Source organism: Nocardia brevicatena NBRC 12119, assembly GCF_000308495.1.
GTDB lineage: Bacteria > Actinomycetota > Actinomycetes > Mycobacteriales > Mycobacteriaceae > Nocardia > Nocardia brevicatena.
In genome coordinates this window covers 1-24,146 of the sequence record NZ_BAFU01000028.1, presented here as the reverse complement: position 1 = coordinate 24,146, position 24,146 = coordinate 1, and the positions used below count along the sequence as shown (strand labels likewise).

Here is a 24,146-nt window from a genome sequence, read left to right as displayed (position 1 = left end):
GCCGCGTCGGCGCGGAGGTTCACCGGTGGCGTTCGCGGAGTTTTCCCTTGACCAGCTTTCCGGTGGGGGTGCGGGGCAACTCGTCGACGAAGTCGACGCTGCGGGGCACCTTGTAGTGGGCGATCCGCTCACGTAGGTAATCGCGCAGTTCCTCGGCGAGTGCGGGACCGGTGTCGATACCGGGCGCCGGTTGGACGACGGCCTTGACGGATTCGCCCATATCCTCATCGGGGACACCGATCACGGCGACATCGAAGACCTTGGGGTGCAGGGCCAAGGCGTCCTCGATCTCCTGCGGGTAGATGTTCACACCGCCGGAGATGATCATGAAGGCCTTGCGGTCGGTGAGGTACAGGTAACCGTCCTCATCGAGGTATCCGATATCGCCGGTCGTGGTCCAGGTGGGGTGCTCGGGGTGGACCGCCTGCACGGTCTTGGCGGGATCGTTGTGGTAGGCGAACGGCATTTCCTCACGTTCGAAGTAGATCGCGCCGATTTCACCGGTGGGCAGTTCCCGGCCGTCGTCGTCGCAGATCCGGATGGTGCCCAGTCCGGACCGCCCGACCGAGCCGGGCCTGCGCAACCACTGTTCACTGTCGATGAAGGTGACGCCGTTGCCCTCGGTCGACGCGTAGTACTCGTGCAGAACCGGCCCCCACCAGTCGATCATCGCGCGTTTGACGTCGACGGGGCACGGCGCCGCCGCGTGCACCGCGACCTTCGGACCGGATACGTCGTAGCGCGCGCGGGTGGCCTCGTCGAGTTTCAGCATCCGGACGAACATGGTGGGCACCCACTGGCTGTGGGTGACCCGGTACCGGTCGATCGCGGCAAGCGCCTGTTCGGCGTCAAAGCGTTCCATGACGACGAGTGTTCCGCCGAGCGCGTGCACCACTCCGCCGAACCGCAGCGGCGCCGCGTGGTAGAGCGGCGCGGGCGACAGGTACACGGTGTCGGTGTCGAACCCGTAGAGGGGGCCGAAGACGGCGGTGTAGGTATCGCCGGGCGGATCACCGACCTGACGATCGGGCAGGGGATGCTTGATTCCCTTGGGGCGGCCGGTGGTGCCGGACGAATAGAGCATGTCGGCACCGCGCGGCTGGTCCGGCAGTGGTTCGGGAGACGAGGCAGCCAGGGCGTCCTCGTACGACTTGTGGCCGGCGACGCCGCCGCCGAAGGCCAAGCGGATCTCGACGCCCGGTGTATCCGCGATGATCCGTTCGGCGGCCTCGTCCAGGGCGGCCGACACGATGAGCGCGCGGGCGCCGCAGTCGTTGACTATATAGCTGATCTCGGCCGGGGAGAGGTGCCGGTTGACGGCGGTGATGTAAAGGCCGGATCGCAAAGCCGCCCAGTACACCTCGTACACCTTCAGGTCGTTGCCGGACAGCAACGCGATGTGGTCGCCCTTGCGCAGTCCGGCGTCGTGGAGGTGTCGGGCGAGCCGGACCGAGTTGTCCTCCAATTCCCGATAGGTCAGCACTTCGTCGCGTTCGGCAAGGATAACCGCTGGTTTATCGGGAAAACGGTCGACGTGTGCACCGGGGTACATGCGGCTCCTCTACGAACGACAGCGGTCGGTCCCGACCGCCGGGCCTGCCCGGGTCGCCGGGGCCGGCGAAACAGCCGGGACCTCGGTGTCCCACCGAGCGTTCGCCCGGTAGCCACGAGGATAGCCGAAAGTGAACGACGATTCGACAGCATGCGGGAACTTCCTCGACCGGGGGCCGCCCACCGGAAGCGGCCGGATCGGCAGCGGCGGATTACGTGAGGCGGTACTCGTGGATGGGCGCGCCGAAGGCGGTCCCGTTGAGATCCAGGGACAGCAGGCGCCCGGCGACCGACAGCGTCACGGTATTGCGGCGTTCGACCGCGGCGGCGGAATCGATGAAGGAGCGGTCGAAGGCGTAGAGCGGAATCGCTTCGGCGCGGTGAATCCGCTTGCCGGTGAGTTGCGCCAGGATTCTGGCGGGGTCGCGACGGGTGCAGGCGGCGACGCGGTCGGCCAGTTCGCCGGCCCGGTGCACGCGGTCGGCGCGCCGATCTCGATCCACGCGGTGTGGCGCCCGGTGGTGTAGCAGCCCGATGAGCCCTGGTCCGCGGCCACGGACGGCCCGCGGACCAGGGCCGCGCCGTCAGGCGCCGACGATGGTGGAGCACACGAAGGTGATCTCGAAACGCGCCGTGGTGGGCCCCGCGAGCGGGTTGGCCATATCGGGCGCCCCCACCCCCTCGCCGGAGACCTTGTAGGTGGTGCCCTCCTTGGTGACCTCCGCGGAGCCGCCGGGCTGCCCGTTGCCGTAGCCGAGGGCATACGGCAGACCGGACGCACCGCCCTTGCTGCCGGCGATACCGACCGCCTGCACGGTGTTCGTGTCCGTGACGGTGGCGCTCACGGTCAACTGGCCGTAGTCGGGGTTGTCGGGGTCGGTCAGCGCCAGCGCCAGCGTATTGCCCTGCTTGGCGCAGGTGGTGTCGAAGCTGCCCGCCAGTTTCTTGCCGTCGACCACGGCGGCGGACCCGCCCGGGGACGCCGGGCCGGCAGGTGCCGCGGCCGAGGTGTTCGCCTGCGGAGCGGCCGGGGCGCTGCCGGAGTCGTCGCCGCAGGCGGAGACCAGCACAACGGTGGAGGCGGCGAGGGCGACAGCGGCGATGCGGAAGGGCTTGATGCTCATGGTGGTTGTTCCTCTTCTCGGTGGGTCGACCCGTCGGTGGGCCGTTGGAGAAAAGGTAGAAACGGTTGGCGGCCTACCGATCCCAACTTTCGGCACCGCCATTCGGGGTACCACTCGGATAACCTGGTCGAATGCGAAGACCTCGCGCCATGGTGCTCGACGAGGTGTGGCGGGGTCTCGACGGCGTCGAGGCGCTGAGCGGACCACACGGCGGCCCACTGCGGCGCACCGTGAAGCTGATCCTCGATCCGCTGGTCATCCGGCCCGTCCAGTACCCGAATTGCGCGGGGGCGCTGCTGAGCGCCGACGGTGCGGCGCTGCTCACCGAACGCGTATCCGCCGCCGACGGCCTACTGCGGGCCACCGCCGCATGGTTCACCCTCCTCAAACAGGTGCGCCGGGCGCTACGCCTCACCGAGGGCAACGCACAGGACCTGTATTTCCAGCGCTGTTTCGAGCTCGCCACGCTCCACGGTCCGCCCGACCCGTCCCGCGACCGACCGCGGGCCGAGGCCGCCCTGCGCGATATCCACGGGTTCGCCGCGGGCCGCACGACCCAGGCGCTGAAGGACCATCTCACCGAGCCCGCGCGGGCTCATCGGCTCACCGCCCTCATCGAGGCATCGTGGCGACGCAGACCCTCCGCCCCGGCCGAATCCCCGGATCATGACAGCGAATTGGCGGAGCTGCTGGACGGCTGCGCCGCCGCGCGGGTGGAACCGGACCGTGGCGACGGCGGGCGGCTGCTGCGGCGGCTGGTCGCGGCCTCGGCCGGCACCCACACCGGAATTCGGCTGTGGTACGAGAGCTCCGGCGCGCGGGAGTTCGGTCTCACCACGTATCCGCTGCCCCACCCGCCCGCGCTCGGAGCGTCCGCGTCCACCGCGAGCATGGGGCTGCCGTTCGACCGCACCATCTACGAGCGAATCTTCACCGTCCTCCAGGTTTCCACCGAACGCGCCGAATTGCCGCCGATCCCGGAGCTGGTCACCACCGAGATCGAACGCAGCTGCGCGCCGTGGGCGCTGCTCGACGAATCGCTGCGGTTGGCCGCCGCCGCGGGTGTGGCGCTCGCGGTGGGGCTGGCGCCGATCGAGATCCGCCGGACGGCGACGGTACGCCCGCTCGCGACCACCGCAAAGCACGCGGGCACCTCCCCGTCCCCGCCGGAAACACCCGCGCACCGGATGGTCAACGATCGCTGGCGCCGGGAAGCCTATGTACTTCAGGCTCGGCGGTTGGCGGTGCACACCGTGGCCGGCGCATCCGGTGATCGTGGCCCGCTCACCGCCATCGCCGCGGAGCTGCGCACCCCGTGGCGGCCGTATCTGCGCCGGCTCTGGGTGCGGCTGCACGGCCGCGACGTGCGCGCGACGCCGGTATCCGAACCGGACGAACTGTGGGATCTGCTCGACGGCGTGGCCCGGTCGGTCATCCTCGATCACCGCACGCGGGTCAAGAACGCCCTCAGTACGGCCACGCGTGCGGGGCTTCCGGAAACCACCGAGCCGAGGGCGAGCTGATGCCCGAAACCGTGCATATCCGACAGGTCGGTCCGCGGTTGTGGACCATAGCGCCCGTCGGCGCCCCGACGCTGCTCGATTCCGCTCCCGGGCTGGATACGGCGGTGCTCGAGGCGGTCGGAGGCCATCTGAGCTGGAGTTTGCTCACGGGCCATCGGATTCCGGCGGCGACCGTACACGATCTCGCGGCCGCCCAGGACTGGCTGTGGGCGCTCTACGGTGTGGCGGTGGCGGTGGCCGTCGACGACTACGCCGGTCCTGTCGACCTGCCCGCGCGTCCCGAACGTCCCGAAGTCGCCGCGGCGACGCGACGGTTGGCCTACGCCCACTGGGCGGCGCGCTGGTGGCCCGCTTCGACCGTCGACGGCATCGCGGCGCTCGACCCGGACCTGTTGGACCGCGAGACCGTCTCCCTCATCGAGGAATGCGATCTCGTCGTCGACGGTGCCGACGCGCGGCTCCCGGACGAGGAGGCCGTTCCCGTCCCGGTCTCCGCCCGCGCCGACGACTACGCGCTGGCCGCGGGCGGTACCCCGGGTGAGCGGTTCGGCGCGCTGGTCATCGGCCGCGGCAGCGGTGGCTGGGATTGGCGGCGCTGCCCACCCGGCCTGCTCGACGCCTCGGAACACGCGGTCTCCTGGGAACTGACCAGGACCGCGGGCAGCACCTTCGTCCGGGTCGAGGTCGTCACCGCGCCCGGTGTGACACATGAGGTGCCCGTGCACCTCCGGCCGCGCGCCCTGGTCCGTACCGCGGCCGGCGACGGCGATATCGAACTGCAGCTGCTCGGCGACAGCTGGGTCGGAACCTCGGACCTCGCCTCGGAAAACATTGCGGTGGTGGAGGTCTACGTCCCCGGTGTCGGCCCCGCCGCGCCCGGCCCGGACGATCCGGACCAGCGACGCCGGGTCCGCGAACTGGCGGCGGGCCGGTTGCGCCTGGCCGCCCTGTCGGACGGGGATACCGACCTCGCCCCCCTGCTCGCCGAAACGGCCGCGGCCATGACGGATACGGATTTCTGAGATGACCGACACCACGGAAGCCGGCCGGGAACTGCTACACGCCGGGGCCGCCGCCTACCGGCGGGGCGAGGTCGCCGAGGCACTACGCATCTTCGAACACGCCGCCCGCACCGGCTCTCCGGGCGTCCGGGTCAGCGCGCTGGTCAACGCCGCGAGTATGCGCGACGAACTCGGCGACCATGCCGGCGCCGCGGCCGGATACCGCGCGGCGCTGCAGGAGATCCCGTCGACCGCCGTCGAGAAACGGGCCTCCGCGCTGATCAACTATTCGCAGTCACTCCAGCATCTCGGCGCGCTCGACGAGGCCCAGGGCGCGCTCGAGCAGGCCCGTGCGCTACTGGCCGCGGACGAGTTCCCCGCGCTCCGGGTGCCCTGTCTGCTCTCGCTTACCGCCGTCGCGTTCCACCGGGGTCAGTGGGCCCGGGTCATCGAATTGGGCACCGAATCCCTCGACGTGGCGGCCCGTTTCGCACCCGAACTGAGCGGACACCCGTTGATGAATTTGGCCGGCGCCTATTTCGAGACCGGGCGGCGCGAACTCGGGGTGGATTTCGCCCGGCAGGCGCTCGCGGCGTTCGAAGCGGCAGGCGACCGGAACGCGGTGGCGGAAACGCGGCAGAACCTGGCGCAGTTGTTGTGCAGGCTCGACCGTCTCGATGAGGCGGAGACGCCACTGTCGGTCAGTCAGGAGTACTTCGAGCGGGCCGGACTCGGCTATCGGGCCGGTGTGGGACTGCGGACCATGGGGTTCCTCGCCGAACGCCGCGGCGACGACGACGGGGCCGCGCGGCAGTATCTGCGTGCCCTGGCCTACTTCGAGGAATCCGGGGCGGTCCTCGACGCGGCGGGCGTACGGACCAGACTCGCCACCGTCGCGTTCGGACGCAGGGATACCGCGCGGGGCCGGGAACTGCTCGACGCCGCCTTCGCCGCCTACGCGTCGCGGGGCCTGGGCCTGCACTGCGCCCAGGTGGACTACTGGCACGCCGTGCTGCTGGAACGGCTGGTCGACGGTATGGGCGCACCGTCACCCGAGTTGGTCGCCACCGGCCGCGCGCTCGTGGTGCCGGCGGCGATCGCCATCGATGCCGTGCGCTACACCCTGCCCAACGGCAACCAGCGGGAACAGTGGAACCGCGAGATCGCCGATCCGGCCATGCGGCTGGCCTTCCGCTTCGCCGCCCTCTGCGGCGACGGCCCACTCGTCGCCGACCTCATCGAAACCCAATGCGCGGGGACGACCTTGGACATGCCACGCACCACCGCACCGGTGACACCGCGGTACCCGCTGGTCGCCCCGCGGCCACCCACCGATCTGCCCGCGAACGACGCTGCCGGTCTCCACTTGGGTTCGGCGTTGGCGCAGATCGCGGCCGCGGCCGGGCTCCCGGTCACGCTGCCGCCCCGGCTCGCCGTGGCGCCCGACGGCCGTATCGCCCTCGCCGAATACCTCGCCGCCGCCGAACACCGCTACGGCCTGACGGTCCGCACCGATCAGGTGCTCCCGGTATGAACGGTCGGTGCAGGGAGAAGCCGACGTGGCGTCATCACAGGGGACGTCCCGTCATCACCGTCGGACACCACCGGCATCCAGAAGGGTCGACGGGGCGTCACATCCCCGGACATCCGCTGCCGCCCGGCACATCCGGCAGTCCGAAGGCGGCGATATGAGCGAACAGCCGACGGTCGTCGTGCGGATGGCCGACGCGGGTGATCTGTATCTGTCCTGGCGCCTGCCCGACGATCCGACACGGCGGGGCGCCGTCGCGCTCCCGGGCGCCGATATCGACGCGGCGGTGCGGGCCCTGTCCGCTGCCCTACCCCGGCCGACCGAGCCCGACGGCCTCGAACGGTCCCTCACCGACGGCGCGTTCGCCGCACTCGACACCGAGAATTCGCTGGCGCAAACCCTGTCCCAGGCCCTGCTCCCCCACGGACTCGCCGTGGTGCTGCACGAGTTCCATGTCCGCGGCGTCCGCCCGCGTATCCGGCTGCAGCCCTCGCCCCGGGTGGCGCAGGTGCCGTGGGAGATCATCGCGCCGGATCCGGATCTGCGGCTGATCGAGATCGCCGATATCGAACTGGCGCCACCCGCCGGGATCGTGCACGCCCCATCCCGGACCGCGCGCACCTGGGCCACCGACCGCGACCTGCCGGTGGTGGCGGTGCTCGACCCACGGGTACCCGGTTTCCGCGCCGATTCCGTCCTCGGTTCGGTGCTCGGCCGAATGGACGCGACGGCACCGCTCACCGCGCACGTCGCCGAACACCTCGCCCACGGACGCCTGCGCCCCGCGGTATCCGAGCCGGTCGAAGTATTCCGGCGCACCGATCTGGACCGTGCCTGGCTGTCGCGGACCCTGCGCGCGGGTGCGGCGCGACTGGTGTACGTGGGCCACGTCACCGCCGCGCGGCCCGAGTCCGGACAGAGCGAGAACGCCGAACTGCACCTGGCCTGTACCGCCGAAACTCTCGGTTTCGCCGAGCCCCAGCGCGGCCATCGACCGCTGTCGGCCAAGGATCTGTTGCTCGGCACCCACACTCTCGTCCCGGCCCCGTCCACCGGCCCCGAATTGTGGCCCGTCCCGAGCCGGGTGGCCCTGATCGCCTGTGAAAGCGGGGGCGACCTGCGTTTCACCGAAGCGCTCGGTCTCGTGGCCGCCGTGATCAACGGCGGCGCCGAGTTGGTCACCGCGACCCGCTGGCCGCTGCCCACCGACCTGGCCTTTCAGCGTTTCGCGGGCGCGGTGGGCACGACCCCGCTCCAGGACGTCGTCCGCGCCGTCGACACCGCCCACGACCGTGCCGACCCGGTGCGGGTGCTGGGGGGCTGGCAGCGTGACCGCCTTCGCGTGTGGCGTGAGACCGGCGCCGTCGAGAATTCGCCTCTGTTGTGGTCCGCCTTCGCCACCTTCCGCGCATAGGCCACCGCCCCTCCCGGCAACAGCCGACACCCCGGCCATGTCCGTCCGATCCGGCGCCGAACGTCGACCGAACCCGTTCGCGACCGAGATACACGACGGGTGGAAACCCTCAACCGGTCAGGGGCGTAAGGTGAGCGCGGGAACAGTTCACTCGGTCTGTCGACGGATGCCGGTCGGGTATCGGTGCTGCCGGTCCCGATTTGTGGCACACTCTCGAAGACTGCTCGATATACGGCCGGCCGACGACCGTACGCGGAAGGTGATGCGGGAGTTGAGATCGCGATGGATCTGATCGCCATCGAGGCCCACGTGGCCGAAAACCGGCGCGCGGCACGAGGCCGCACAGCCGAAAGCGAACTTCAGCTCGCGACTTCGCTGTGTGAACTCGCCGCGGCGCTCATCGCCACCAAGGACGACGGAACCGTCCGCAACCGGTCCGCCGGCGCGCTGGAGCCCGCGCAGGAAGCCGTCATGATCCGGTTGCGTTGGCTCACCGCCGGACATGTCTCGGCGCGCTTCGCGACCGAGGTGCAGGACGCGCTGCGTCTACTCGAACAGGCCGCGCGCGTGATCGGACACCGGGAACTGGCCGCCGCGACCATCCGCGACGCCTGCAACGCCTACACCCGGGTGGCACACGATTACCCGAACGCCGCGGGTGTCTGCGCCGACGGCCTGTCGAAATGCGGGGTATGGCTGTGCCGGCTGGACCCGGGCGCCGCGGTCACCGCTACCGACGAGGCCGCCCGGATCCGGGCCTCGCTGTTCGCCTCCGACCCGGACCAGTCCCGCAAATATCTCGCCACCCTCAACACCCTGCTGCGCACGCTCATGGTGGGCCGGGAACGCAAACAGGCCATTGCCATGTACCGCGAACGCTACGCCGCCCTGACCACCCCCGATATGGCGGCCCGGCTGCGCGGAATGAAGATCGACGAGGTCGGTTTCACCGGTAAGACCTGCAAGGCTCTGGCGAAACTGGAATGCCCCACCCTGGAACGGGCGGGCCGACTCACCCAGCAGCAGATCCTGTACCAGAGCTCCGGCGACCTCCCCACCATCGAGGAGATCAACTGGCATCTGGCGCTGATCGGTCTCAAACCCCTGGTGGCGGGCGCCATGCCGGACCGTCCCACCGAACCCGTCGAGATCGCCACCTCATTCGGCGCGCTGAGCGTGCTCTGCTCGGCTCCCGACGCGGTACAGCAGGTGCAGGAAGCGGTTGTCGCCGCCTTCGCCGCCCACGGAGCCCGGCAGGTCGACATCTCCAGTTTCCACGGTGTCGACAAAAGCCATTGGGCCACCCCCGATCCACAGATGAACATCGATCCCACCCTCGGCGACGATATCGTCCTGATCGAACGGCTGTCCGGCAGCTGGGTGGCGGTGATGAGCCTCAAATGGGAGGTGGCCCCGGTCGCCAAGCACCCGATCGCCCTGCATCTTTCGCAACGCTGGCCGGTGGTGAGCGTGACGACCACCGAGAACGTCGCCTATGAACTGTGCTGGTACGAACAGGGTGCCGCAACCCAGTACGCGGCCCTCGGCCGCCCGGCCGAGCCGATCGCCCTGGACACTCCGTTGGCCCCCTTGGACTTCGGCAAGCTCGCCGACTACGGCGCCGACTACGCTTCGGAGACCCAGGTGCGCACCGCCTTCGGCAACACACCCATGTTCGCCAAACTGACCGAGCTGCCCGCCAGCGGTATTCGGCAGGCGGCCGAGGCCCGACCGCTCGCCTCTTACGGAGAACGAGTACTCACCTTCCGCAGCGCCAATACCCGACCGGCCCGCTGACAGATACCCGAGCGGGAGGCCCGTCTACGAACGGCGGCCCCGGTCGGGACCGGACTGCTGTTCGCGGTGGCCCGGGCGGTCAGAACAGCGTCAGCGGGTCGGTGGATTCGGGTTCCGGCAGCGGTTCCAGTTCCGGGATCCGGGCGCGTATCTCATCGTGGAAACGTCGGGCGAGCGTGCGGGATTCGGCGTTGTCGGGGGTGTGCACGAAAACCGTCGGTGAATACCCCTCGCGCAGCCAGTCGACGACCGTGCCGATCCACGGCTGCCAGCCCGCGACCGTGCGGGCGCTGTCGTCACAGCCGTGGTACCGCACGATGGGCCGGTCGGTGAGGGCACGGGTTCGGCGCGGCAGACGCGGTTTCTTGGACCGTGCCTCGTATTCGGCGGCGCTTGTGGCCTCCCGCGCGAAAAGCGTGGTGGTGTCGAAGGGAATCCATTCGGCACCCACCCGGCCGAGGACGCGTTCCAGCTGATATTCGACTCGAGTGTCCTCGAAGAAGGCGCGGTGGCGAACTTCCACCGCGAGCGGATGGCCACCCGGCAGGTCGCGCAGGAACGCGGCCAGTGAACCCAGGTCTGTCGGTCCGAACGAGGACGGCAACTGCACCCACAGCGCGTGCATCCGCGATCCGAGCGGTTCGATGGCGTCCAGGAAGCCGCGCAGTTCCGCGTCGGCGCCCGACAGTCTGCGTTCGTGGGTTATGGTCCTGGGCAGTTTCACCACGAACCGGAAATCCGGATCGGTTTGGCGGGCCCACGATTCAACAGTGCTGCGGGCCGGAACGGCATAGAAGGTGGTATTGCCCTCTACCGCATTGCACCAACTCGCGTAGGTGCGCAGCCGTTCCCGCGGCGCGGCCGGCCAGGTGGGGTGCGACCACATGGCACAGCCCACGAACAACCGCGGCCGGGGATTCGCCGGCATATTCATCGGCTCATCGGCGCAGACCGTGCACCCGGGCGACAACCTTCTCGATAACGCTGCCCGGAAGCAGCCTCCGCATCAGGAAGACGACCGGTGCCCGGCTGCCCGTGGCGTACAGCGGTTTCGGACGGGTGGCGGTGACGGCGCGGAGGATGAGCGCGGCCACCTGCTCCGGCGCGATACCGGCGCGTTCGTTCCGGTCCAGCCGGGTGAGCATGGTCCGGAAATCGTCGCCGTAGGGTGAGTCGTCGGCGATGTATTCGGTGCGGCGCTCCCCGATGCCGGTGCTGACCGATCCGGGTTCGACGGTGGTGATCCACACCCCGAACGGCGAGGTCTCCAGGCGGGCCGCGTCCGCGAATCCCTTGATCGCGGCCTTGGCCGCCACATACGAGGAGCGGTAGGCCAGCGGGAAGCTCGCCAGCATCGACCCCACCATGACGACACGGCCGTATCCCCGCTCCCGCATTCCGGGCAGTACCAGCTGCGTCAGCCGCACCTGGCCGAACACATTCAGCTGGAACAGGCGCAGCAGCGCGTCGCGCGGGAGCTCCTCCAAGGGGCCCGACTGGCTTTCTCCGGCATTGTTCACCAGGACGTCCACCGGTCCGAGCCGTGCGCCGAACTCCTCGATCCCCGCGACATCGGTGAGGTCGAGCGCCCGGTATTCCACACCCGGAATCCGCGTCGACTCCGCGATCGACTCCGGATTGCGACTGGTCCCGATCACCCGATAGCCGCGATCGACCAGCAGTTGCGCGGTCGCCCGGCCGATACCGGACGATGCGCCGGTCACCAGCGCCGTCTTGGTCATAATTCCTCGCTCCTCGAGCGGTCCGCCGGGCCGCGGACCCGCTCCGCTGCCCGGTTCGCCAATGTATCCGATGTATCCGACGATATTTTCCGCCGCGACGCGTTCCGGTCGGCGGTGTCGGGACCGGCCTCCGACACCGCCGCGAAACCGCGCGTTACTACACGCGCAGAGCCGTGAGCTGCCAACCTGACGTACGGGTGCGGGTGATTCTGGCGGCGATGGCGAAATGCCGGGAACCGCGCTGATAGGTACCGCACACCTCGGCGGCGAGATCGTCGATGCCGATGGCGTGCACCCGCGCCAGCACCGCGGTGCCCAGCTCCCGATGGCGCAGGTGGTCCCCGCTGACGAGGGTGCTCACCGCCGCCTGCACCGCCGGTGAGGCGAACCGGGCGAGCTGTGCGACCGGACGCTTGCGGTCCAGCACCTCGAGCACGATCCGCAGCACATGCCAGGAGTATTCCCGGGCATCGGCCACCGCCGCGGTGTGCCCGGCACGCAACACCTGGCGCACCCCTTCCGGAACGCCGCGATCCGGCACGGCCCCCGTACGCGGGCGGCGCCGGTCTCGGGGAATACCGGCCGGGCAGGCCGTGGCGGCCGGATCGCTCGCGAATCGACCGTCCGACGACGCATCGCTACCGGAGGTCCGCACCACCGATTCACACCCACTCCGCTGCGCCTTCTCCGCAGCGGATATACCGGTGGCCGAGGTGGCGGGCGTCATGTTCCGGGCTTCCTCTGTCGGGAAACCTGCCGTCCCGCCATCCGTCACCCCGCGCGAGCCCGAAGGGCTCTGCTCCGGCACGGCGGACACCCGATCCGGCTCGTTCGGATACGGCCGAGCCGGCGGTTCGAAACGAGGAACCGGCCGCAACACCGGTCGATACTCGTGCATGTGATCTCCCCCATGTTCATGTACGACTCCCCCGGACACGGATCGCCGGGCGGCGATCCGGTCGCGCCAATATGGCATCGATACCGATCGCGTTTATATGTGTCACACGGTTCTATAAAAATCATTACGGTGTGTCGTACGCAACACGCCGCCACCGGCGAGGCCCGGGTAGGAGCTCGTCCGCGGTGAGCGGGCATTCGGTACCGCTATCACCGAGATTCCGGCGACCTCACCCTGTCGGTTCGTATTGCTAAGTTGTTCGGGCTGTCCAGGTCCACCGATTCGGGGGAAACGCTTGTGCTCGGTCATTCCCACGCCACCAGCGGCGCCCTGGCCTTCGCCGCCGCCGCGACCCTCGTCCCGGTCGCCGCGCCGGCCGCGATGGAACTGGTGCAGGGACCGGTCCGGATCAGCGCCATGGAACTGGTGCTCGGCACCCTGATCACCGCGGGCGCGGCGCTGCTGCCCGATATCGACCACCCGAAGGGCACCATCGCCCAGTCCCTGGGCCCGGTGAGCCACTACCTGGCCAAAGGCGTTTCGGCGATATCGGGCGGCCATCGCCACGCCACGCACAGCCTGCTGTTCGTGATCGCCGCCGGGTGGGGGGCCTGGGCGGGTCAGCATTTCCTGGGCCAGGCCTTCACCCTGGGCCTGATCTTCGTCATGCTCGCCTTCGGCGTGCGCGCCCTGCACCTGAGCCCGTCGGGTGATTCGCTGCGCGCCTACGGACTCTGTGTGATCTTCGCCGGCGCCGGAACGGTCCTCATGTACCGCTGGCTTCCCGAGACCCCCCGCTGGCTTCCGTTCGCCATCGCTCTCGGCTGCCTCATCCACCTGGTCGGCGACTGCCTCACCGACCGCGGCTGCCCGCTGCTGTGGCCGCTGAAACCGCGCGCCGCTCTCCCGATCATCTCCCGCACCGGGAACAAGGTCGAAACCTGGCTCCTCACCCCCGCCATGGGGCTGGGCACCCTCATCCTGCTCTACCTCTACGCGGTGCCGTGACGACGCCGCACCGGCGTCGAACCGTCACGCCTCCGACCGGGCCCGGTACCCGTAGCGCCGAGCGCGGTGTTCCCACCAGGGTCTTGCCCAGTCGGGTCCGCAGCGTCGTGGCCGAGTCGAGCAGATAGTTCTGCCGCACCTTCCACGGATGCCGATCACCCTGCCGCGGAAAGTGGGCGATGGAGCGTCGGACATAGCCCGAGGTCAAATCGATCAGCGGACGTTCGGGGAGGTCACGGCCGGATCGGGGGACCACGGCCGCGTAGTCGTTGCGGTCCATATGGCCGAGGACTTTGCAGACCAGCCGGGAGGTGAGGTCGGCGCGCAGGGTCCAGGAGGAATTGGTATAGCCCAGGCACACCGCGAAATTGGGGATACCGGTCACCATGGCTCCCTGCCAGACGAACTGGCGCGTCAGATCCACCGGCCGGCCGTCGACGGCGGGTGCGATACCGCCGAAGGCCAGCAGCCGCAGTCCGGTCGCGGTGACCACGATATCGGCGGCCAGGACGCGGCCGGAACGCAGGCGGATACCGTCCGGGGCGAAACCGTCGATGTGATCGGTGACCACATCGGCCTTCCCTGTGCGCACGGCGCGGAAGAAATCGGCGTCGGGCGCCGCACACAGCCGCTGGTCCCACGGGTCGTAGCGGGGCGTGAAATGGTCGGCGACGAGTTGTTCGTCCTTCAGGATGCGGGTGGCCAGACCGGTCAGCAGTTTCCGCGCGGATTCCGGGCGGCGCCGGCAGTACTGGTAGAAGCCGATGCCGAACAGGATGTTCTTGGTGCGGATCAGCCGGTGTGCGAGGTTCGGGGGCAGGACGGCACGCACTCGGTCGGCGAACGTGTCGCAGCCGCGGACGGCGCCGATCCAGGTGGGTGAACGCTGCAGCATGGTGACCGACGCGGCGTCGCCGGCCATGGACGGCACGAGGGTGACGGCGGTCGCGCCGCTACCGATGACCACCACGCGCTTTCCGCGGTAGTCCAGGTCTCGCGGCCAGAACTGCGGGTGGACCACGGTGCCGGTGAAGGAGTCGATACCAGGAAATTCGGGGTCGTGGCCGCGGTCGTAGTCGTAGTACCCGGCGCAGGAGTAGAGGAACCCGCACGTCAGGGTGTCGCGTTCGACGGTGCCCGAGGAGTCGCGTCGCTCCAGTGTGAGGGTCCAGCGGGCGTGTTCGGTCGACCAGTCGGCGGCCACCACCTTGGTGTGATAGCGGATTCTGCGGTCGATACCGTACTCGGCGGCGGTCTCCCGGATATAGCGCAGGATGGAGGGCCCGTCGGCGATGGCCTTCGCGTCCCGCCACGGTTTGAACGGGTAGCCGAGGGTGAACATATCCGAGTCCGACCGGACGCCGGGATACCGGAACAGATCCCAGGTGCCGCCCATATCGACCCGCGCTTCGAGGATGGCGTAGGACTTGCCCGGGCATTCGGTCTGCAGCCGATAGCCGGCGCCCACGCCGGACAAACCCGCGCCGACGATCACCACATCGAGGTGTTCCGGGGCAGCAGCGGTCTCGGTCATGCCCTACAGTGTCGCCGAATCCGGGCTCGGCGTCGCAACCGCCTCCGGTTCGTGTTCCGCCGAGAACCGGGCGCCGCCACCGTCCCACTCCATAGGCTGGTGCCATGAGTGATGTCGAGACGTCCTCGCGGGAACCGCATGGCGCGGGATTGGCCGCGAGACTGAACTGGTTGCGCGCCGGCGTACTGGGCGCCAACGACGGGATCGTGTCGACGGCAGGGCTGGTGGTGGGGGTGGCGGCGGCCACGACCAGTACGAGCACGCTGCTCACCGCGGGTATCGCGGGAATCAGCGCGGGAGCGATCTCCATGGCGGTGGGCGAATACGTCTCGGTGAGTACCCAGCGGGATACCGAACGGGCGCTGATCGAGCTGGAACGCCGGGAACTGAGCGAGGACCCGGAGGACGAGTTGGCCGAGCTCACCGAGCTGTACCGGATTCGGGGTCTCTCCGCGGAGACCGCGCGGAAGGTGGCCGAGGAGATGACCGCCCACGACGCGCTCGCCGCCCATGCCGAGGCCGAACTGGGGCTGAACCCGAGGGAGTTCACCAATCCCTGGCATGCGGCGTTCTCGTCGGCGGTTTCCTTCGCGCTGGGCGCGATACTGCCGTTGGTGGCGATACTGCTGCCGCCGGTGTCGGCCCGTATCCCGGTCACGGTCTGCGCGGTGTTGGTGGCGCTGGCACTCACGGGTTCGGTGAGCGCTCGGCTCGGCGGCAGCAGCCGGCCGCGGGCCGCGGTTCGGCTGGTGCTCGGCGGAGCCCTCGCGATGTGTGTCACCTACGGTATTGGGCAGCTTGCCGGCGTCACCGGAATGTGAGTCCGAATTCCCGCGCGCGGATCGGTCCTTTTCGCCATCCGCCCCGAGAATTCCCATTAAAACTTTGCTGTAATCACCGGGTGAGTTTCCTCTTCGCCGTATTGCCCGCCGCCGGAACGGGTTCTGCCGAGCAGGCATACGAGCAGTACGTGTCGATGGAGCGCGCGGCCGAGCCGACGGCACCGCTCCCGGTCGTGGGGGTGGTCTACGCATTGATCGACCGTGCCGACGCCGGCCTGTCGGTGCACCGCCCGCCCGACGGACGCGGCCTGCTGCTGCGCGCCACGGTCGACAACAGGTTCGCCTGCCTGTCCACTCTTCTCACCTTGACCGGCGAACGCGATCTGGCGGTTTTCGATGTGACCGCCCACCGCCTCTACAACCCCCGCCGACGGGTCCGAATGCCGGTCACCGCGGGCGATATCACCCTCCCCTATCTCACCGAGGAACTTCTGCGCGAACTGCTCGACGAGCCATCCTCCCCGGTCCTCACCGTCACCCGCGCCCCCATGTGCCATATCGGCACCCGACGGTTGCCGGAGGGCATCCACGAACTGGAACACCGCCGAATCGACGAGTTCTACCGACTGCTCACCGACAACACCGACCTGGTCCGCAAGACCATCTGGGCCTGGGCCACCGACGACCCGTGGTGGCAGCAGGCGATCGCCTGGCAGCCCGTCACGGCCCGGTCCGGCGACACCGCGAGCCCCGAGGACGATATCGATGCGGTGATGGCCGAGCTCCGCCGGATGGCCGAGGAAACCTCCGGCCTGCCGGCCTTCGACCTGATCTCCGCCCTGAACGATCTGGACTCCCGCACCCGGGCCATCTTCGACCACGCCGAGGCCGAGGATCCACCCACTCCCTGATCGGGATATTCCGCGTTCTCGACCGGCGTTCGGCTCCAGGCTATTTCGGCCCGACCCGCACCCGCACCGAATCCTCGTCGGCGCTCCGCAGCGCCTGATCGATCAGGCTGCCGATATCCACCCTGGGCGCGGCGGTGGTGAGCGAATCCACGAACTCGTCCAGCCGCTGCGCGAAGACCACGAACTCTCCGGCCGCCTCGGCGGCGGGACCGGCCCAGGCGATGTCCTCGGAAACGGTTTCGACATTATTGAGCAGATCGGCGACCTGCGGCTCGCGGGGTATGAGGGTGGCCGCCGGTAGGTCGGCGGCGCGGGTGAGTCCCGGCAGCTCAATGACGAAGTAGCCGATACCTCCTGGTCAGGTATCCAAATCCACCCGAACGGTGAGCAGATCGTTACCCATGATCCGCACCAGCGCGCTATTTCCGCGGGGCAGCGAGCGCAGCCGTTCCCGGGCATCGTCCTCGGACAGCAAATGCGCCGTTCCGGAATACCACCGGCCACCCGTACGCACCCGAACCCTGTTGTCCGCCTTGATATTGCGGATGTACTGGGAACGTTCCCCGAACTCCGAGACGAACCAGAATTCATTACCCACCCGCGAACCGCCGATCGGCGTGACCCGCGGCTCACCACTCTTACGCCCGGTCGTCTCCAACAGCTGCTGGAAGGGCAACCGGCGGTTCAACGGATTCGCGACCAGACGTTGAAAGGTGGTGACGATGCGGTGTTTCATAGCGCGCGCGTCGGACATGTGACAACGGTAACATCAGGCCTGATCGAGTCGGATGCCACTGTCATACACCACGAAGTCCACGGATCGATCGACCGTGCGAGCAGTCGTAGGGGACATCCATCGGTGCGGACTCGGTTCACCGACGAACTCGTCGCGTTGACCGCGGATCCGACGCAGATGTGTCGACTCACGCAGAAAGCCGCGGAGCGGGTCACCGACGCGCTCGTCACGGCCGATTCCACCGCCGCCTACGAGGCCTTTGCCCTCGAAGAGGAACTACAGCGCATGCACAACTCCCGCGAGGCGCGCACGGTGGTGCCGCTCGCGCCGCAGGCACCGGTGGCCCGCGATCTGCGCCGTGTGGTGACCGCGATCCAGATCGCCGGCGAACCGGCCCTGATCGGCCACCACCTGGAACGCTCGATCGAGCATATTCTCCAGATCGAACGCCCGACCCGATTCCTGGACACCGGTATCCCACCGACCACCCGGACGGATACCGCCACCGCCGAGTGAACACGCTGCCCGATCGGTTCGTCCGACAGCGGCCATTCTCCCAATTCTGGGAAGCCACAACGGTTTCGGCGTACATACTGTGTTACGGTTCCACAGCGGAAGACGTGGTCGGATCGCCGTATCCGGCCGTGGACGTCACAACGAGTTCGCGCCCGGTGCCCGAACGCTGCACGGAGCTACCCCTCATCAGCTCCGTCGTGCGCGCGGTAGCCGGTCCGGACAACCGGCCCCGGGCGGGAGCCGTACTCGTTCGTGACAGCCCTTCCCCCGAGCCGGCGCCGGCACGGCGGCTCGGGGGAAGGTGCGGGGGATCCCCCGAAGCGCCACCGCGCCGGCGATTGCTTCCCATTAGCTGTACCGGTAGCTTGACGCTCGTACAACTCCGCGCGTCGGCAAGGAAACCCGTTGAAGTTCACAGCATTCGCAGCTGCATCACCCGTCCGGCTCCGCGCCGGTGCGTCGAGTCGGCGGAGGTAACCGATGATGAAGCGCATCGTGGCCGTTGTCGGCCCGATTCTGATCGCCATCGTCGTGGCCGTCGGATACTCGCTGCTCGAGGGGTCCACCGGCAAGGACGAAACCTCCCCCGACACGTCGGGCCCCACGGTGGCCTCCGCGAAGGAGGTCGGCGATGCCCTCGGGAAGCTGCCGGTCGCCAAGGAGGCCCCCATGACCGGATACAGCCGTGAGGAGTTTCCGCACTGGGACAACAACGAGCCCGAACACGGTTTCGGTCCCGAATTCGCACAGTATGAGCGCTGTACCACCCGCGAGGTGATGATGCTGCGCGACGCCACCGGCACCGTCACCCTGGACCCGAAGACCTGCGACCTGAAGGTCGGCAAGGACGGGGGCTGGCGCGACGAATACGGCGTACTGGACAGCAAGACCGGGCAACTCCAGCCGTACAAGTGGATCACCGATCCGAAGAAGGTCGATGCCGAACACATCGTCCCACTGGCCGAGGCGTGGCGGTCGGGCGCGGGGAAACTGGACAAGAACACCCGCCGCCGTATTGCCAACGACGCCGTCAATCTGGTCGCCTCCGACCCGTCGGCCAACCGTTCCAAGGGCGACCAGGACCCCTCGAAATACCTGCCGCCGGGTAATTTCCGCTGTCGTTATGTCGATCGGTACATCAAAATCAAGCTAAAGTACGGGCTGAGCGTTGATTCCGACGAGCAGACCGCACTGCGCACCGCGGTCGACGAGTGCGTGAAACGAGGCGAGTTCAAATAGACGTCACCGAGATCCCCATCGAGACATCGATCATGACCCAGGAGGTCGGAACGGTCTCCGGGGAGCTCGATGTCGCCGTCGACGACAAAGGCTACGGCCTGGTCCGCTACCGCGGCACCGACACCTGGTACACGATCGGCAATCTCGAGGCCACCGAACCGGGTACCTGGTCCGATTGTGACGAGCTCGTCTCGGCCATCATGGCCGTGGCCGGTACCCGCGACGCGGCCGGCAACACGATCCCGTTCGAAGCCAGAAAGGACGACGCGGGGGACGAACCCGAGGCCTCGGATGTTTCCGCGGCGGCGACGAAAGAACCCGAGGTGACGGAAGAACCCGCGGCGACGGAAGAACCCGCGGCGACGGGTGAGCCCACGGTAGCGGCGGAGAAAACCGCCGGTGCGGAAGAACCCGCACCGGCGGACGAACCCACCACGGCAGAGAACGAACCCGTCACGGCAATGGAAGAACCCCCGACGGCCCAGGAAGAACCGGCAGCGTCGTCGGCACAGCCGTCCCCGGCCATCGACGAGTCGAAACCGGCGCCGGAACCGGATTCGGCGCAACCGGCCCCGTCCACGGAACCTCCCGAACAAAAGCCCCTGGCGAGCCGGCCCGAGGCGAATACCGGCACACTACGGCGGCTCCTAAGGAAATTACGCAAACCCTGGTGATCCATGCGGGCGCCGGTACGCGGCGCCCGCATGCCCGCGCGACTACACCGCGTTCGCGACGAGTTCGGTCTGAACCGGCGCCTCCCAGTCGATCCGATACCGCTGTTCGGCACCCATCGTCTTCTCGGGGTTCATCACCGTCCGTGCCATCAGCGGCATGAGCGTCCGCATCACCGCCCGCCCCACCGGCCCCGGCGTCTTGCTGTGGTTGATCCTGGCCGCGCGGGCAGCCACACCCTCTACCCGGGTCCGCCGCAACCGCTCGTAGGCGGCGAACGCCTCGCCGGGTGTCGGCAGGTCACGCAGGCAGCGCGCCACCTGGATGGCGCTCTCGATCGCCAGCGAGGCCCCCTGCCCGGAACTGTTGGACGGTGCGTGTACCGCGTCCCCCACCAGAACCATCCGGTCGCTGTACCAGTGCGGCACCGGCGGCATGATGTGCAGCGCCCCGACGATCTGCAGATCTTCGGCACGGGTGGCCCGGGCCAACTCCCCGCCCGGGGTGTCCTCACCGTAGACCTCACGCAGGATCGACAACCACCGCTCGGCCGGTATCTCCCGCGCCTGGGTCAGCGACAGATACTCCCTGTGCGGCAGGTTCGCCCCCCAGACCACTCGGCCGTCGCCCTCGGGCCAGTACAGGTAGTAGGCCCGTTTGCCGAAGGCGAAGACCATGGTGTCCTCGTCGAGTTCGACCCGGCACTCGGTGAGCGCGCCGAACCCCAGCATTCCGGTGTAGTCCGGGCCGGGCGCGTCGGGGTCGATGAGCCGCCGCACCATGGAACGGATACCGTCGGCGCCGATCAGCACATCGGCGCGGGCGGTACTGCCGTCGGCGAACCGCGCGGTGACGCCGTCGCCGTCCTGGTCCGCCCCGACGAGTCGTTTCCCGTATTCCACCGGTACGCCGTCCTCGACCGCGTGCATGTGCAGAACCCGATGCAACTCACCACGGTCCACCACCTGCAGGGGCGGCACATCGGACAGGCTCGGCAGGGATATCTTTTTATCACCGAAGCCCATGGTCATCTTCGATATCGGCACCGCGATATCGCGTACCGCGTCTCCCGCGCCGATCAGATCGAGAGCGGCCATCCCATTGGGCGCCAGGGCGAGTCCGCTGCCGATGGTGTACGCGGGGCCGGGATATGCCTCGTAGACGCGGGCGTCGATGCCCGCCTTTCGCAGTGCGGTGGCCGCCACGGGCCCCGCGATACCGCCGCCGATCACCAGGGCGGAACCGATTCCGGACATGGATATATCTCCTCGGGTGTTTCGAATTCGAATCTGTTCGAGTCGAACCGCCCCGCGCATCCATCACCCGGTTATCCTGTGTCTGCCAAACTCGTGGCCGGGTGTGCGATCGAATGCGCGGGCACGGTCCGAGACGGTTACCCGGACTCGGCGGTGGTGTTGCCGCACCTCCGCCGGGTCCGGTGAAAAGTACCGGCTCAGCTGTCTTCCGGGACGTGTCCCCCTTTCAACTCTTCGGCGACGGTCGCCATATCGATCTCGCCGGTGGCCCAGGCCCGCCAATGGTCCTGTTCGGGGAATGTTCCCGCTTCCAGTTCCGCGCGCAGCGAGCGTGCCCATTCGGCTTCGGCCTCCAACATGGCCAGCCCGTATTCCGTCTCCATCAGGAACAGCCTGGGCAGCACTCTCGCATGTTCCTCGAGCTCACGCCGCACTTCGGCGATCTGCCCGTCGAGCGCGGACAGGCGCCGGCCGAGCAGCTCGGCCACCTCGTCGGGAGGAAGCACGCCCAGAATCGACAGTCCGGCCACGAATCGACGCTGTTCGGGCACCGGTTCGGCGATCAGCTCGCGTGTCCAGTCCAGCAGTTCCGCGCGCCCCGCCTCGGTGATCCGGTAGATCACCCGCTCCGGTCGCGCTCCCGCGCGTTCGCTGCCGACCACTTCGAGAAATCCGGCCTTCGCCAGGTTCTGCACCACCGTGTAAAGCGAGCCCCATTTGATGTCCATATCGCGCTCCTTACCGCGTTCTCGCAGCGTGGCAGCGATTTCGTAGCGGTGCATGGGCCTATCGACCATCGCCGAGAGCACCGCCAGTGCCAGCAGGTTGCCGACCTTGCGTTTCTTCGCCATACACCCTCCTTACTCGTTCACGAATATACGTCAGCGATTAATCGTGCACAAGTAGTGAGAGTTCGTTCTTCGATCGGGCCGAACGATACGGCGGGGCCCCACCCGCGGACCATACGCGCGCCCGAAACGTAATCGGCGCGGCCGCCGCAGCGACCGCGCCGATCGAAAGATATGATCCCGAGCGCTTTCAGGCGTTCGGGCCGTCCATCTCCCACGGATCCTGCGGCAGCGCCTCTCCGGTCTCGAGCAGGGATTTGAGGTTCGCCAGGATCGCGGGCCATCCACCGGAGACAGCCGTGTATTCCTCCTGGTTCGCGAGCTTCTCGTGGGTCACCGTGAGCCGGACGATGTCGTGATACGGCTCGACGAGGAAGGTCACGACGGAGGCTTCCCGCGAGGGGTCCCCGTCCGGATCGGCGAAGGTGAAGACCAGCCGGGTCGGCGGCTCGGTTTCGAGGACCCGGCCCACGATATCGATGGCGCCCGATCCGTCGACACGGCGATGCTCCCAGGTCGATCCCGGCTGCCAGTCGGAGACATTCGCATGTCCCCAGTAGCTCGCCGTCAGGTCGGCATCGGTCAGCGCTTTCCACACCTGCTCGGCGGTCGCGCGGATATACGTGGTGTAGACGTAGGTCGGCACCGCTGTCGATACATCGGCCATGGCGTACTCCTCCGCTCGGCGTTTGATATCGCCGAGCGCTTGTAGTCGGGGTTTGTCGAACACCGAGATCCACCGCTGTTCGATCTCGTGGATCGGTGCCGGGTTGATGTAGTGCAGCCGTTCCCGCCCGCGACGGACCACGGTGACGAGATGCGCCCGCCCGAGGATGTCGAGATGTTGCGTCACGGACTGGCGGGCCATGCCCAGGTGCTCGCACAATTCGCTCAGCGTCCGGCCGTCCCGTTCGCGTAGGCGGTCGAGCAACAGCCGCCGGGTCGGGTCGGCCAACGCCCTGAAGACCGAGTCCATGGGTTCCATATCACTGCCCACACGCTCGATTATGCAGGTATTTACCTGCACATGTCAACGGCGGTCGGCCCCTGGAATGATGGTGGTGGTCCCGCCGGACACGGCCCTGCTCCGTGTCCGGGTCGGCGGTCGTATCTTTCCCACACGGCGGCGGCGTGCTCGCGGACTTCCTGGTGCGCCCAGGTGGCGGTGATTTCCGGGTCGGAGAAGCCCGCATTACCGGTAACGTGGGCGGCGGCATCCATGACAGTCCGGTCGGAAAGGACACCGTCGACGGTGGGGCGGTATTCGGCGTATTCGTCGATGATGGCCACCCCCCTCTTCGGTAGAACGAATACGCAGATCCTTCGGAAACGTCGCCGACAAGCCCTGCGCAGTCCCTGGCCCGTGTCTCCGCCGAGACGGTCATCGCACGGACCGAGCGCGCGATCCGCCGATAGATGACGTCATAGACCACCGCGGCCCGGCGTCCAACACCGGCACAATGAGCACGTAGTCGCGTGCGGATCAGATCCTCGGCGACACCCTGACGCACGCGCGGGTCACGGGTAGGCGAAACCACAAGGAACGATCTTCGCCCGGTCCGTGTGGCCGGATGCCGAGCAGAGCTTGCACGAGGTCGGCGCGTTGCTGCGCCGACTTCGTCGGATCGGCCGCACCTTCACTCCACCACCGGACGCACGGTGGCGGCCCTGGAGCCTGTGCACCGACGCACCCGGGGCGTTGACCGGCCACGGCAACATCGCACCCTGGCATGTGGTGTTCGACGGCGATCGCCCGACCGGGCCGATCGGCTACGGGTTACCCCGCCATCAGCGCACCGATCCGATCGACCGGATCCTGCACTTCGTGATCGAAGACAACGGCTGGTATGTACGGTACGCGTCCAGGGGTTCACCCAGCGGCACGCCCACACCGAAGGTCTGTGGACCCTGGCCCGGCGGTCCCGTGCCGCCCCATGGACCCTGGAACATCAACAACTCCTCATCCGGACAGCCACCCGGTGATCGGCTCCGAGCTCGTTCCCGACCAGCGCCCACAGCGGCAGGTGCGGCTCTGCGCTCGGGTTAGGATGCCGATGGTGGGA

24 protein-coding genes are annotated in these 24,146 nt (G+C 68.3%); 12 read left to right on the top strand and 12 right to left on the bottom strand.

Annotated features, from left to right (window positions below):
* Positions 1 to 19: 19 nt before the first annotated feature.
* The 3 genes from ON20_RS05895 to ON20_RS05885 form a co-directional block, all read right to left on the bottom strand.
* Complete coding sequence (locus ON20_RS05895; RefSeq protein ID WP_040833930.1) at positions 20 to 1,552, bottom strand: acyl-CoA synthetase; 1,533 nt, start codon at positions 1,550 to 1,552, stop codon at positions 20 to 22.
* A 211-nt stretch (positions 1,553 to 1,763) separates the two neighbouring features.
* Entirely contained in the window at positions 1,764 to 2,054 is a 291-nt protein-coding gene (locus ON20_RS05890; protein WP_051161739.1) for a YaeQ family protein, read from the bottom strand.
* Between the two features lie 81 nt (positions 2,055 to 2,135).
* On the bottom strand, positions 2,136 to 2,675 hold the full coding sequence (locus ON20_RS05885) for a lipoprotein LpqH (RefSeq protein WP_040833929.1): 540 nt from the start codon (positions 2,673 to 2,675) through the stop codon (positions 2,136 to 2,138).
* 149 nt (positions 2,676 to 2,824) lie between these two features.
* On the opposite strand from ON20_RS05885, the gene ON20_RS05880 reads away from it, so the two are divergent.
* The 5 genes from ON20_RS05880 to ON20_RS05860 all read left to right on the top strand — a co-directional run bounded on the left by ON20_RS05880 (position 2,825) and on the right by ON20_RS05860 (position 9,941).
* The gene (locus ON20_RS05880; protein ID WP_040833928.1) at positions 2,825 to 4,198 is read left to right on the top strand and encodes a hypothetical protein; all 1,374 of its coding nucleotides are present in this window, start codon (positions 2,825 to 2,827) and stop codon (positions 4,196 to 4,198) included.
* On the top strand, positions 4,198 to 5,220 hold the full coding sequence (locus ON20_RS05875) for a hypothetical protein (protein WP_086008919.1): 1,023 nt from the start codon (positions 4,198 to 4,200) through the stop codon (positions 5,218 to 5,220). Before ON20_RS05880 ends, ON20_RS05875 begins: the two co-directional genes overlap by 1 nt.
* Position 5,221: 1 nt before the next feature.
* Complete coding sequence (locus ON20_RS05870; RefSeq protein WP_040833927.1) at positions 5,222 to 6,733, top strand: tetratricopeptide repeat protein; 1,512 nt, start codon at positions 5,222 to 5,224, stop codon at positions 6,731 to 6,733.
* A gap of 154 nt (positions 6,734 to 6,887) precedes the next feature.
* The gene (locus tag ON20_RS05865) at positions 6,888 to 8,144 is read left to right on the top strand and encodes a CHAT domain-containing protein (RefSeq protein ID WP_040833926.1); all 1,257 of its coding nucleotides are present in this window, start codon (positions 6,888 to 6,890) and stop codon (positions 8,142 to 8,144) included.
* Between the two features lie 282 nt (positions 8,145 to 8,426).
* The gene (locus tag ON20_RS05860; protein WP_040833925.1) at positions 8,427 to 9,941 is read left to right on the top strand and encodes a hypothetical protein; all 1,515 of its coding nucleotides are present in this window, start codon (positions 8,427 to 8,429) and stop codon (positions 9,939 to 9,941) included.
* Positions 9,942 to 10,020: 79 nt separating this feature from the next.
* Here ON20_RS05860 and ON20_RS05855 read toward each other — a convergent pair whose 3' ends face one another.
* The 3 genes from ON20_RS05855 to ON20_RS32855 form a co-directional block, all read right to left on the bottom strand.
* Positions 10,021 to 10,875: a DUF72 domain-containing protein gene (locus tag ON20_RS05855; protein WP_245547071.1), complete on the bottom strand. Its 855-nt coding sequence runs from the start codon at positions 10,873 to 10,875 to the stop codon at positions 10,021 to 10,023.
* A 4-nt stretch (positions 10,876 to 10,879) separates the two neighbouring features.
* Positions 10,880 to 11,683: an SDR family oxidoreductase gene (locus ON20_RS05850; RefSeq protein WP_040833924.1), complete on the bottom strand. Its 804-nt coding sequence runs from the start codon at positions 11,681 to 11,683 to the stop codon at positions 10,880 to 10,882.
* A gap of 157 nt (positions 11,684 to 11,840) precedes the next feature.
* Positions 11,841 to 12,410 (bottom strand): Rv3235 family protein, encoded by a 570-nt coding sequence (locus ON20_RS32855; RefSeq protein ID WP_157228713.1) that lies wholly within the window; start codon positions 12,408 to 12,410, stop codon positions 11,841 to 11,843.
* A 468-nt stretch (positions 12,411 to 12,878) separates the two neighbouring features.
* On the opposite strand from ON20_RS32855, the gene ON20_RS05840 reads away from it, so the two are divergent.
* Entirely contained in the window at positions 12,879 to 13,589 is a 711-nt protein-coding gene (locus tag ON20_RS05840; protein ID WP_040833923.1) for a metal-dependent hydrolase, read from the top strand.
* On the opposite strand, the gene ON20_RS05835 is transcribed toward ON20_RS05840, so the two are convergent.
* Positions 13,558 to 15,123, bottom strand: a complete 1,566-nt coding sequence (locus ON20_RS05835; RefSeq protein WP_051161735.1) for a flavin-containing monooxygenase — start codon at positions 15,121 to 15,123, stop codon at positions 13,558 to 13,560. The genes ON20_RS05840 and ON20_RS05835 overlap by 32 nt on opposite strands.
* A 104-nt stretch (positions 15,124 to 15,227) precedes the next feature.
* On the opposite strand from ON20_RS05835, the gene ON20_RS05830 reads away from it, so the two are divergent.
* Entirely contained in the window at positions 15,228 to 15,944 is a 717-nt protein-coding gene (locus ON20_RS05830; RefSeq protein ID WP_040833922.1) for a VIT1/CCC1 transporter family protein, read from the top strand.
* A gap of 80 nt (positions 15,945 to 16,024) precedes the next feature.
* Entirely contained in the window at positions 16,025 to 16,816 is a 792-nt protein-coding gene (locus ON20_RS05825) for a hypothetical protein (protein ID WP_040833921.1), read from the top strand.
* 40 nt (positions 16,817 to 16,856) lie between these two features.
* Here ON20_RS05825 and ON20_RS36125 read toward each other — a convergent pair whose 3' ends face one another.
* Both ON20_RS36125 and ON20_RS05820 read right to left on the bottom strand, forming a co-directional pair.
* The gene (locus ON20_RS36125; protein WP_157228712.1) at positions 16,857 to 16,997 is read right to left on the bottom strand and encodes a hypothetical protein; all 141 of its coding nucleotides are present in this window, start codon (positions 16,995 to 16,997) and stop codon (positions 16,857 to 16,859) included.
* Positions 16,998 to 17,174: 177 nt separating this feature from the next.
* Positions 17,175 to 17,570, bottom strand: coding sequence for a nitroreductase/quinone reductase family protein (locus tag ON20_RS05820; RefSeq protein ID WP_040833920.1), 396 nt, complete (start codon positions 17,568 to 17,570; stop codon positions 17,175 to 17,177).
* A gap of 105 nt (positions 17,571 to 17,675) precedes the next feature.
* Here ON20_RS05820 and ON20_RS05815 point away from each other — a divergent pair, with 105 nt between their 5' ends.
* The 3 genes from ON20_RS05815 to ON20_RS38560 all read left to right on the top strand — a co-directional run bounded on the left by ON20_RS05815 (position 17,676) and on the right by ON20_RS38560 (position 19,981).
* Positions 17,676 to 18,068 carry a PhoU domain-containing protein gene (locus tag ON20_RS05815; protein ID WP_051161733.1) on the top strand — a complete coding sequence of 131 codons (393 nt, stop codon included), beginning with the start codon at positions 17,676 to 17,678 and terminating at the stop codon, positions 18,066 to 18,068.
* Positions 18,069 to 18,548: 480 nt separating this feature from the next.
* Entirely contained in the window at positions 18,549 to 19,307 is a 759-nt protein-coding gene (locus ON20_RS05810; protein WP_051161731.1) for an HNH endonuclease family protein, read from the top strand.
* 32 nt (positions 19,308 to 19,339) lie between these two features.
* Positions 19,340 to 19,981, top strand: a complete 642-nt coding sequence (locus tag ON20_RS38560) for a hypothetical protein (RefSeq protein WP_245547070.1) — start codon at positions 19,340 to 19,342, stop codon at positions 19,979 to 19,981.
* Between the two features lie 42 nt (positions 19,982 to 20,023).
* Here ON20_RS38560 and ON20_RS05800 read toward each other — a convergent pair whose 3' ends face one another.
* From ON20_RS05800 to ON20_RS05790, 3 genes are all read right to left on the bottom strand, one after another.
* Positions 20,024 to 21,235: an FAD-dependent oxidoreductase gene (locus tag ON20_RS05800; protein ID WP_040833918.1), complete on the bottom strand. Its 1,212-nt coding sequence runs from the start codon at positions 21,233 to 21,235 to the stop codon at positions 20,024 to 20,026.
* 197 nt (positions 21,236 to 21,432) lie between these two features.
* Positions 21,433 to 22,086, bottom strand: coding sequence for a PadR family transcriptional regulator (locus ON20_RS05795; RefSeq protein ID WP_040833917.1), 654 nt, complete (start codon positions 22,084 to 22,086; stop codon positions 21,433 to 21,435).
* A gap of 187 nt (positions 22,087 to 22,273) precedes the next feature.
* The gene (locus ON20_RS05790) at positions 22,274 to 23,059 is read right to left on the bottom strand and encodes an ArsR/SmtB family transcription factor (RefSeq protein ID WP_040833944.1); all 786 of its coding nucleotides are present in this window, start codon (positions 23,057 to 23,059) and stop codon (positions 22,274 to 22,276) included.
* Positions 23,060 to 23,644: 585 nt separating this feature from the next.
* On the opposite strand from ON20_RS05790, the gene ON20_RS05780 reads away from it, so the two are divergent.
* On the top strand, positions 23,645 to 24,130 hold the full coding sequence (locus ON20_RS05780; RefSeq protein WP_040833915.1) for a hypothetical protein: 486 nt from the start codon (positions 23,645 to 23,647) through the stop codon (positions 24,128 to 24,130).
* Positions 24,131 to 24,146: the final 16 nt, after the last annotated feature.

Bases quoted from the DNA above. Each gene is read 5' to 3' on its own strand.
- ON20_RS05800 (WP_040833918.1), bottom strand. From the start codon at position 21,235: ATGTCCGGAATCGGTTCCGCCCTGGTGATCGGCGGCGGTATCGCGGGG.
- ON20_RS38560 (WP_245547070.1), top strand. From the start codon at position 19,340: ATGACCCAGGAGGTCGGAACGGTCTCCGGGGAGCTCGATGTCGCCGTC.
- ON20_RS05790 (WP_040833944.1), bottom strand. From the start codon at position 23,059: ATGGACTCGGTCTTCAGGGCGTTGGCCGACCCGACCCGGCGGCTGTTG.
- ON20_RS05795 (WP_040833917.1), bottom strand. From the start codon at position 22,086: ATGGCGAAGAAACGCAAGGTCGGCAACCTGCTGGCACTGGCGGTGCTC.
- ON20_RS05855 (WP_245547071.1), bottom strand. From the start codon at position 10,875: ATGAATATGCCGGCGAATCCCCGGCCGCGGTTGTTCGTGGGCTGTGCC.
- ON20_RS05870 (WP_040833927.1), top strand. From the start codon at position 5,222: ATGACCGACACCACGGAAGCCGGCCGGGAACTGCTACACGCCGGGGCC.
- ON20_RS05895 (WP_040833930.1), bottom strand. From the start codon at position 1,552: ATGTACCCCGGTGCACACGTCGACCGTTTTCCCGATAAACCAGCGGTT.
- ON20_RS05850 (WP_040833924.1), bottom strand. From the start codon at position 11,683: ATGACCAAGACGGCGCTGGTGACCGGCGCATCGTCCGGTATCGGCCGG.
- ON20_RS05830 (WP_040833922.1), top strand. From the start codon at position 15,228: ATGAGTGATGTCGAGACGTCCTCGCGGGAACCGCATGGCGCGGGATTG.
- ON20_RS32855 (WP_157228713.1), bottom strand. From the start codon at position 12,410: ATGACGCCCGCCACCTCGGCCACCGGTATATCCGCTGCGGAGAAGGCG.
- ON20_RS05880 (WP_040833928.1), top strand. From the start codon at position 2,825: ATGGTGCTCGACGAGGTGTGGCGGGGTCTCGACGGCGTCGAGGCGCTG.
- ON20_RS05835 (WP_051161735.1), bottom strand. From the start codon at position 15,123: ATGACCGAGACCGCTGCTGCCCCGGAACACCTCGATGTGGTGATCGTC.
- ON20_RS05810 (WP_051161731.1), top strand. From the start codon at position 18,549: ATGATGAAGCGCATCGTGGCCGTTGTCGGCCCGATTCTGATCGCCATC.
- ON20_RS05865 (WP_040833926.1), top strand. From the start codon at position 6,888: ATGAGCGAACAGCCGACGGTCGTCGTGCGGATGGCCGACGCGGGTGAT.
- ON20_RS05820 (WP_040833920.1), bottom strand. From the start codon at position 17,570: ATGTCCGACGCGCGCGCTATGAAACACCGCATCGTCACCACCTTTCAA.
- ON20_RS05875 (WP_086008919.1), top strand. From the start codon at position 4,198: ATGCCCGAAACCGTGCATATCCGACAGGTCGGTCCGCGGTTGTGGACC.
- ON20_RS05860 (WP_040833925.1), top strand. From the start codon at position 8,427: ATGGATCTGATCGCCATCGAGGCCCACGTGGCCGAAAACCGGCGCGCG.
- ON20_RS05885 (WP_040833929.1), bottom strand. From the start codon at position 2,675: ATGAGCATCAAGCCCTTCCGCATCGCCGCTGTCGCCCTCGCCGCCTCC.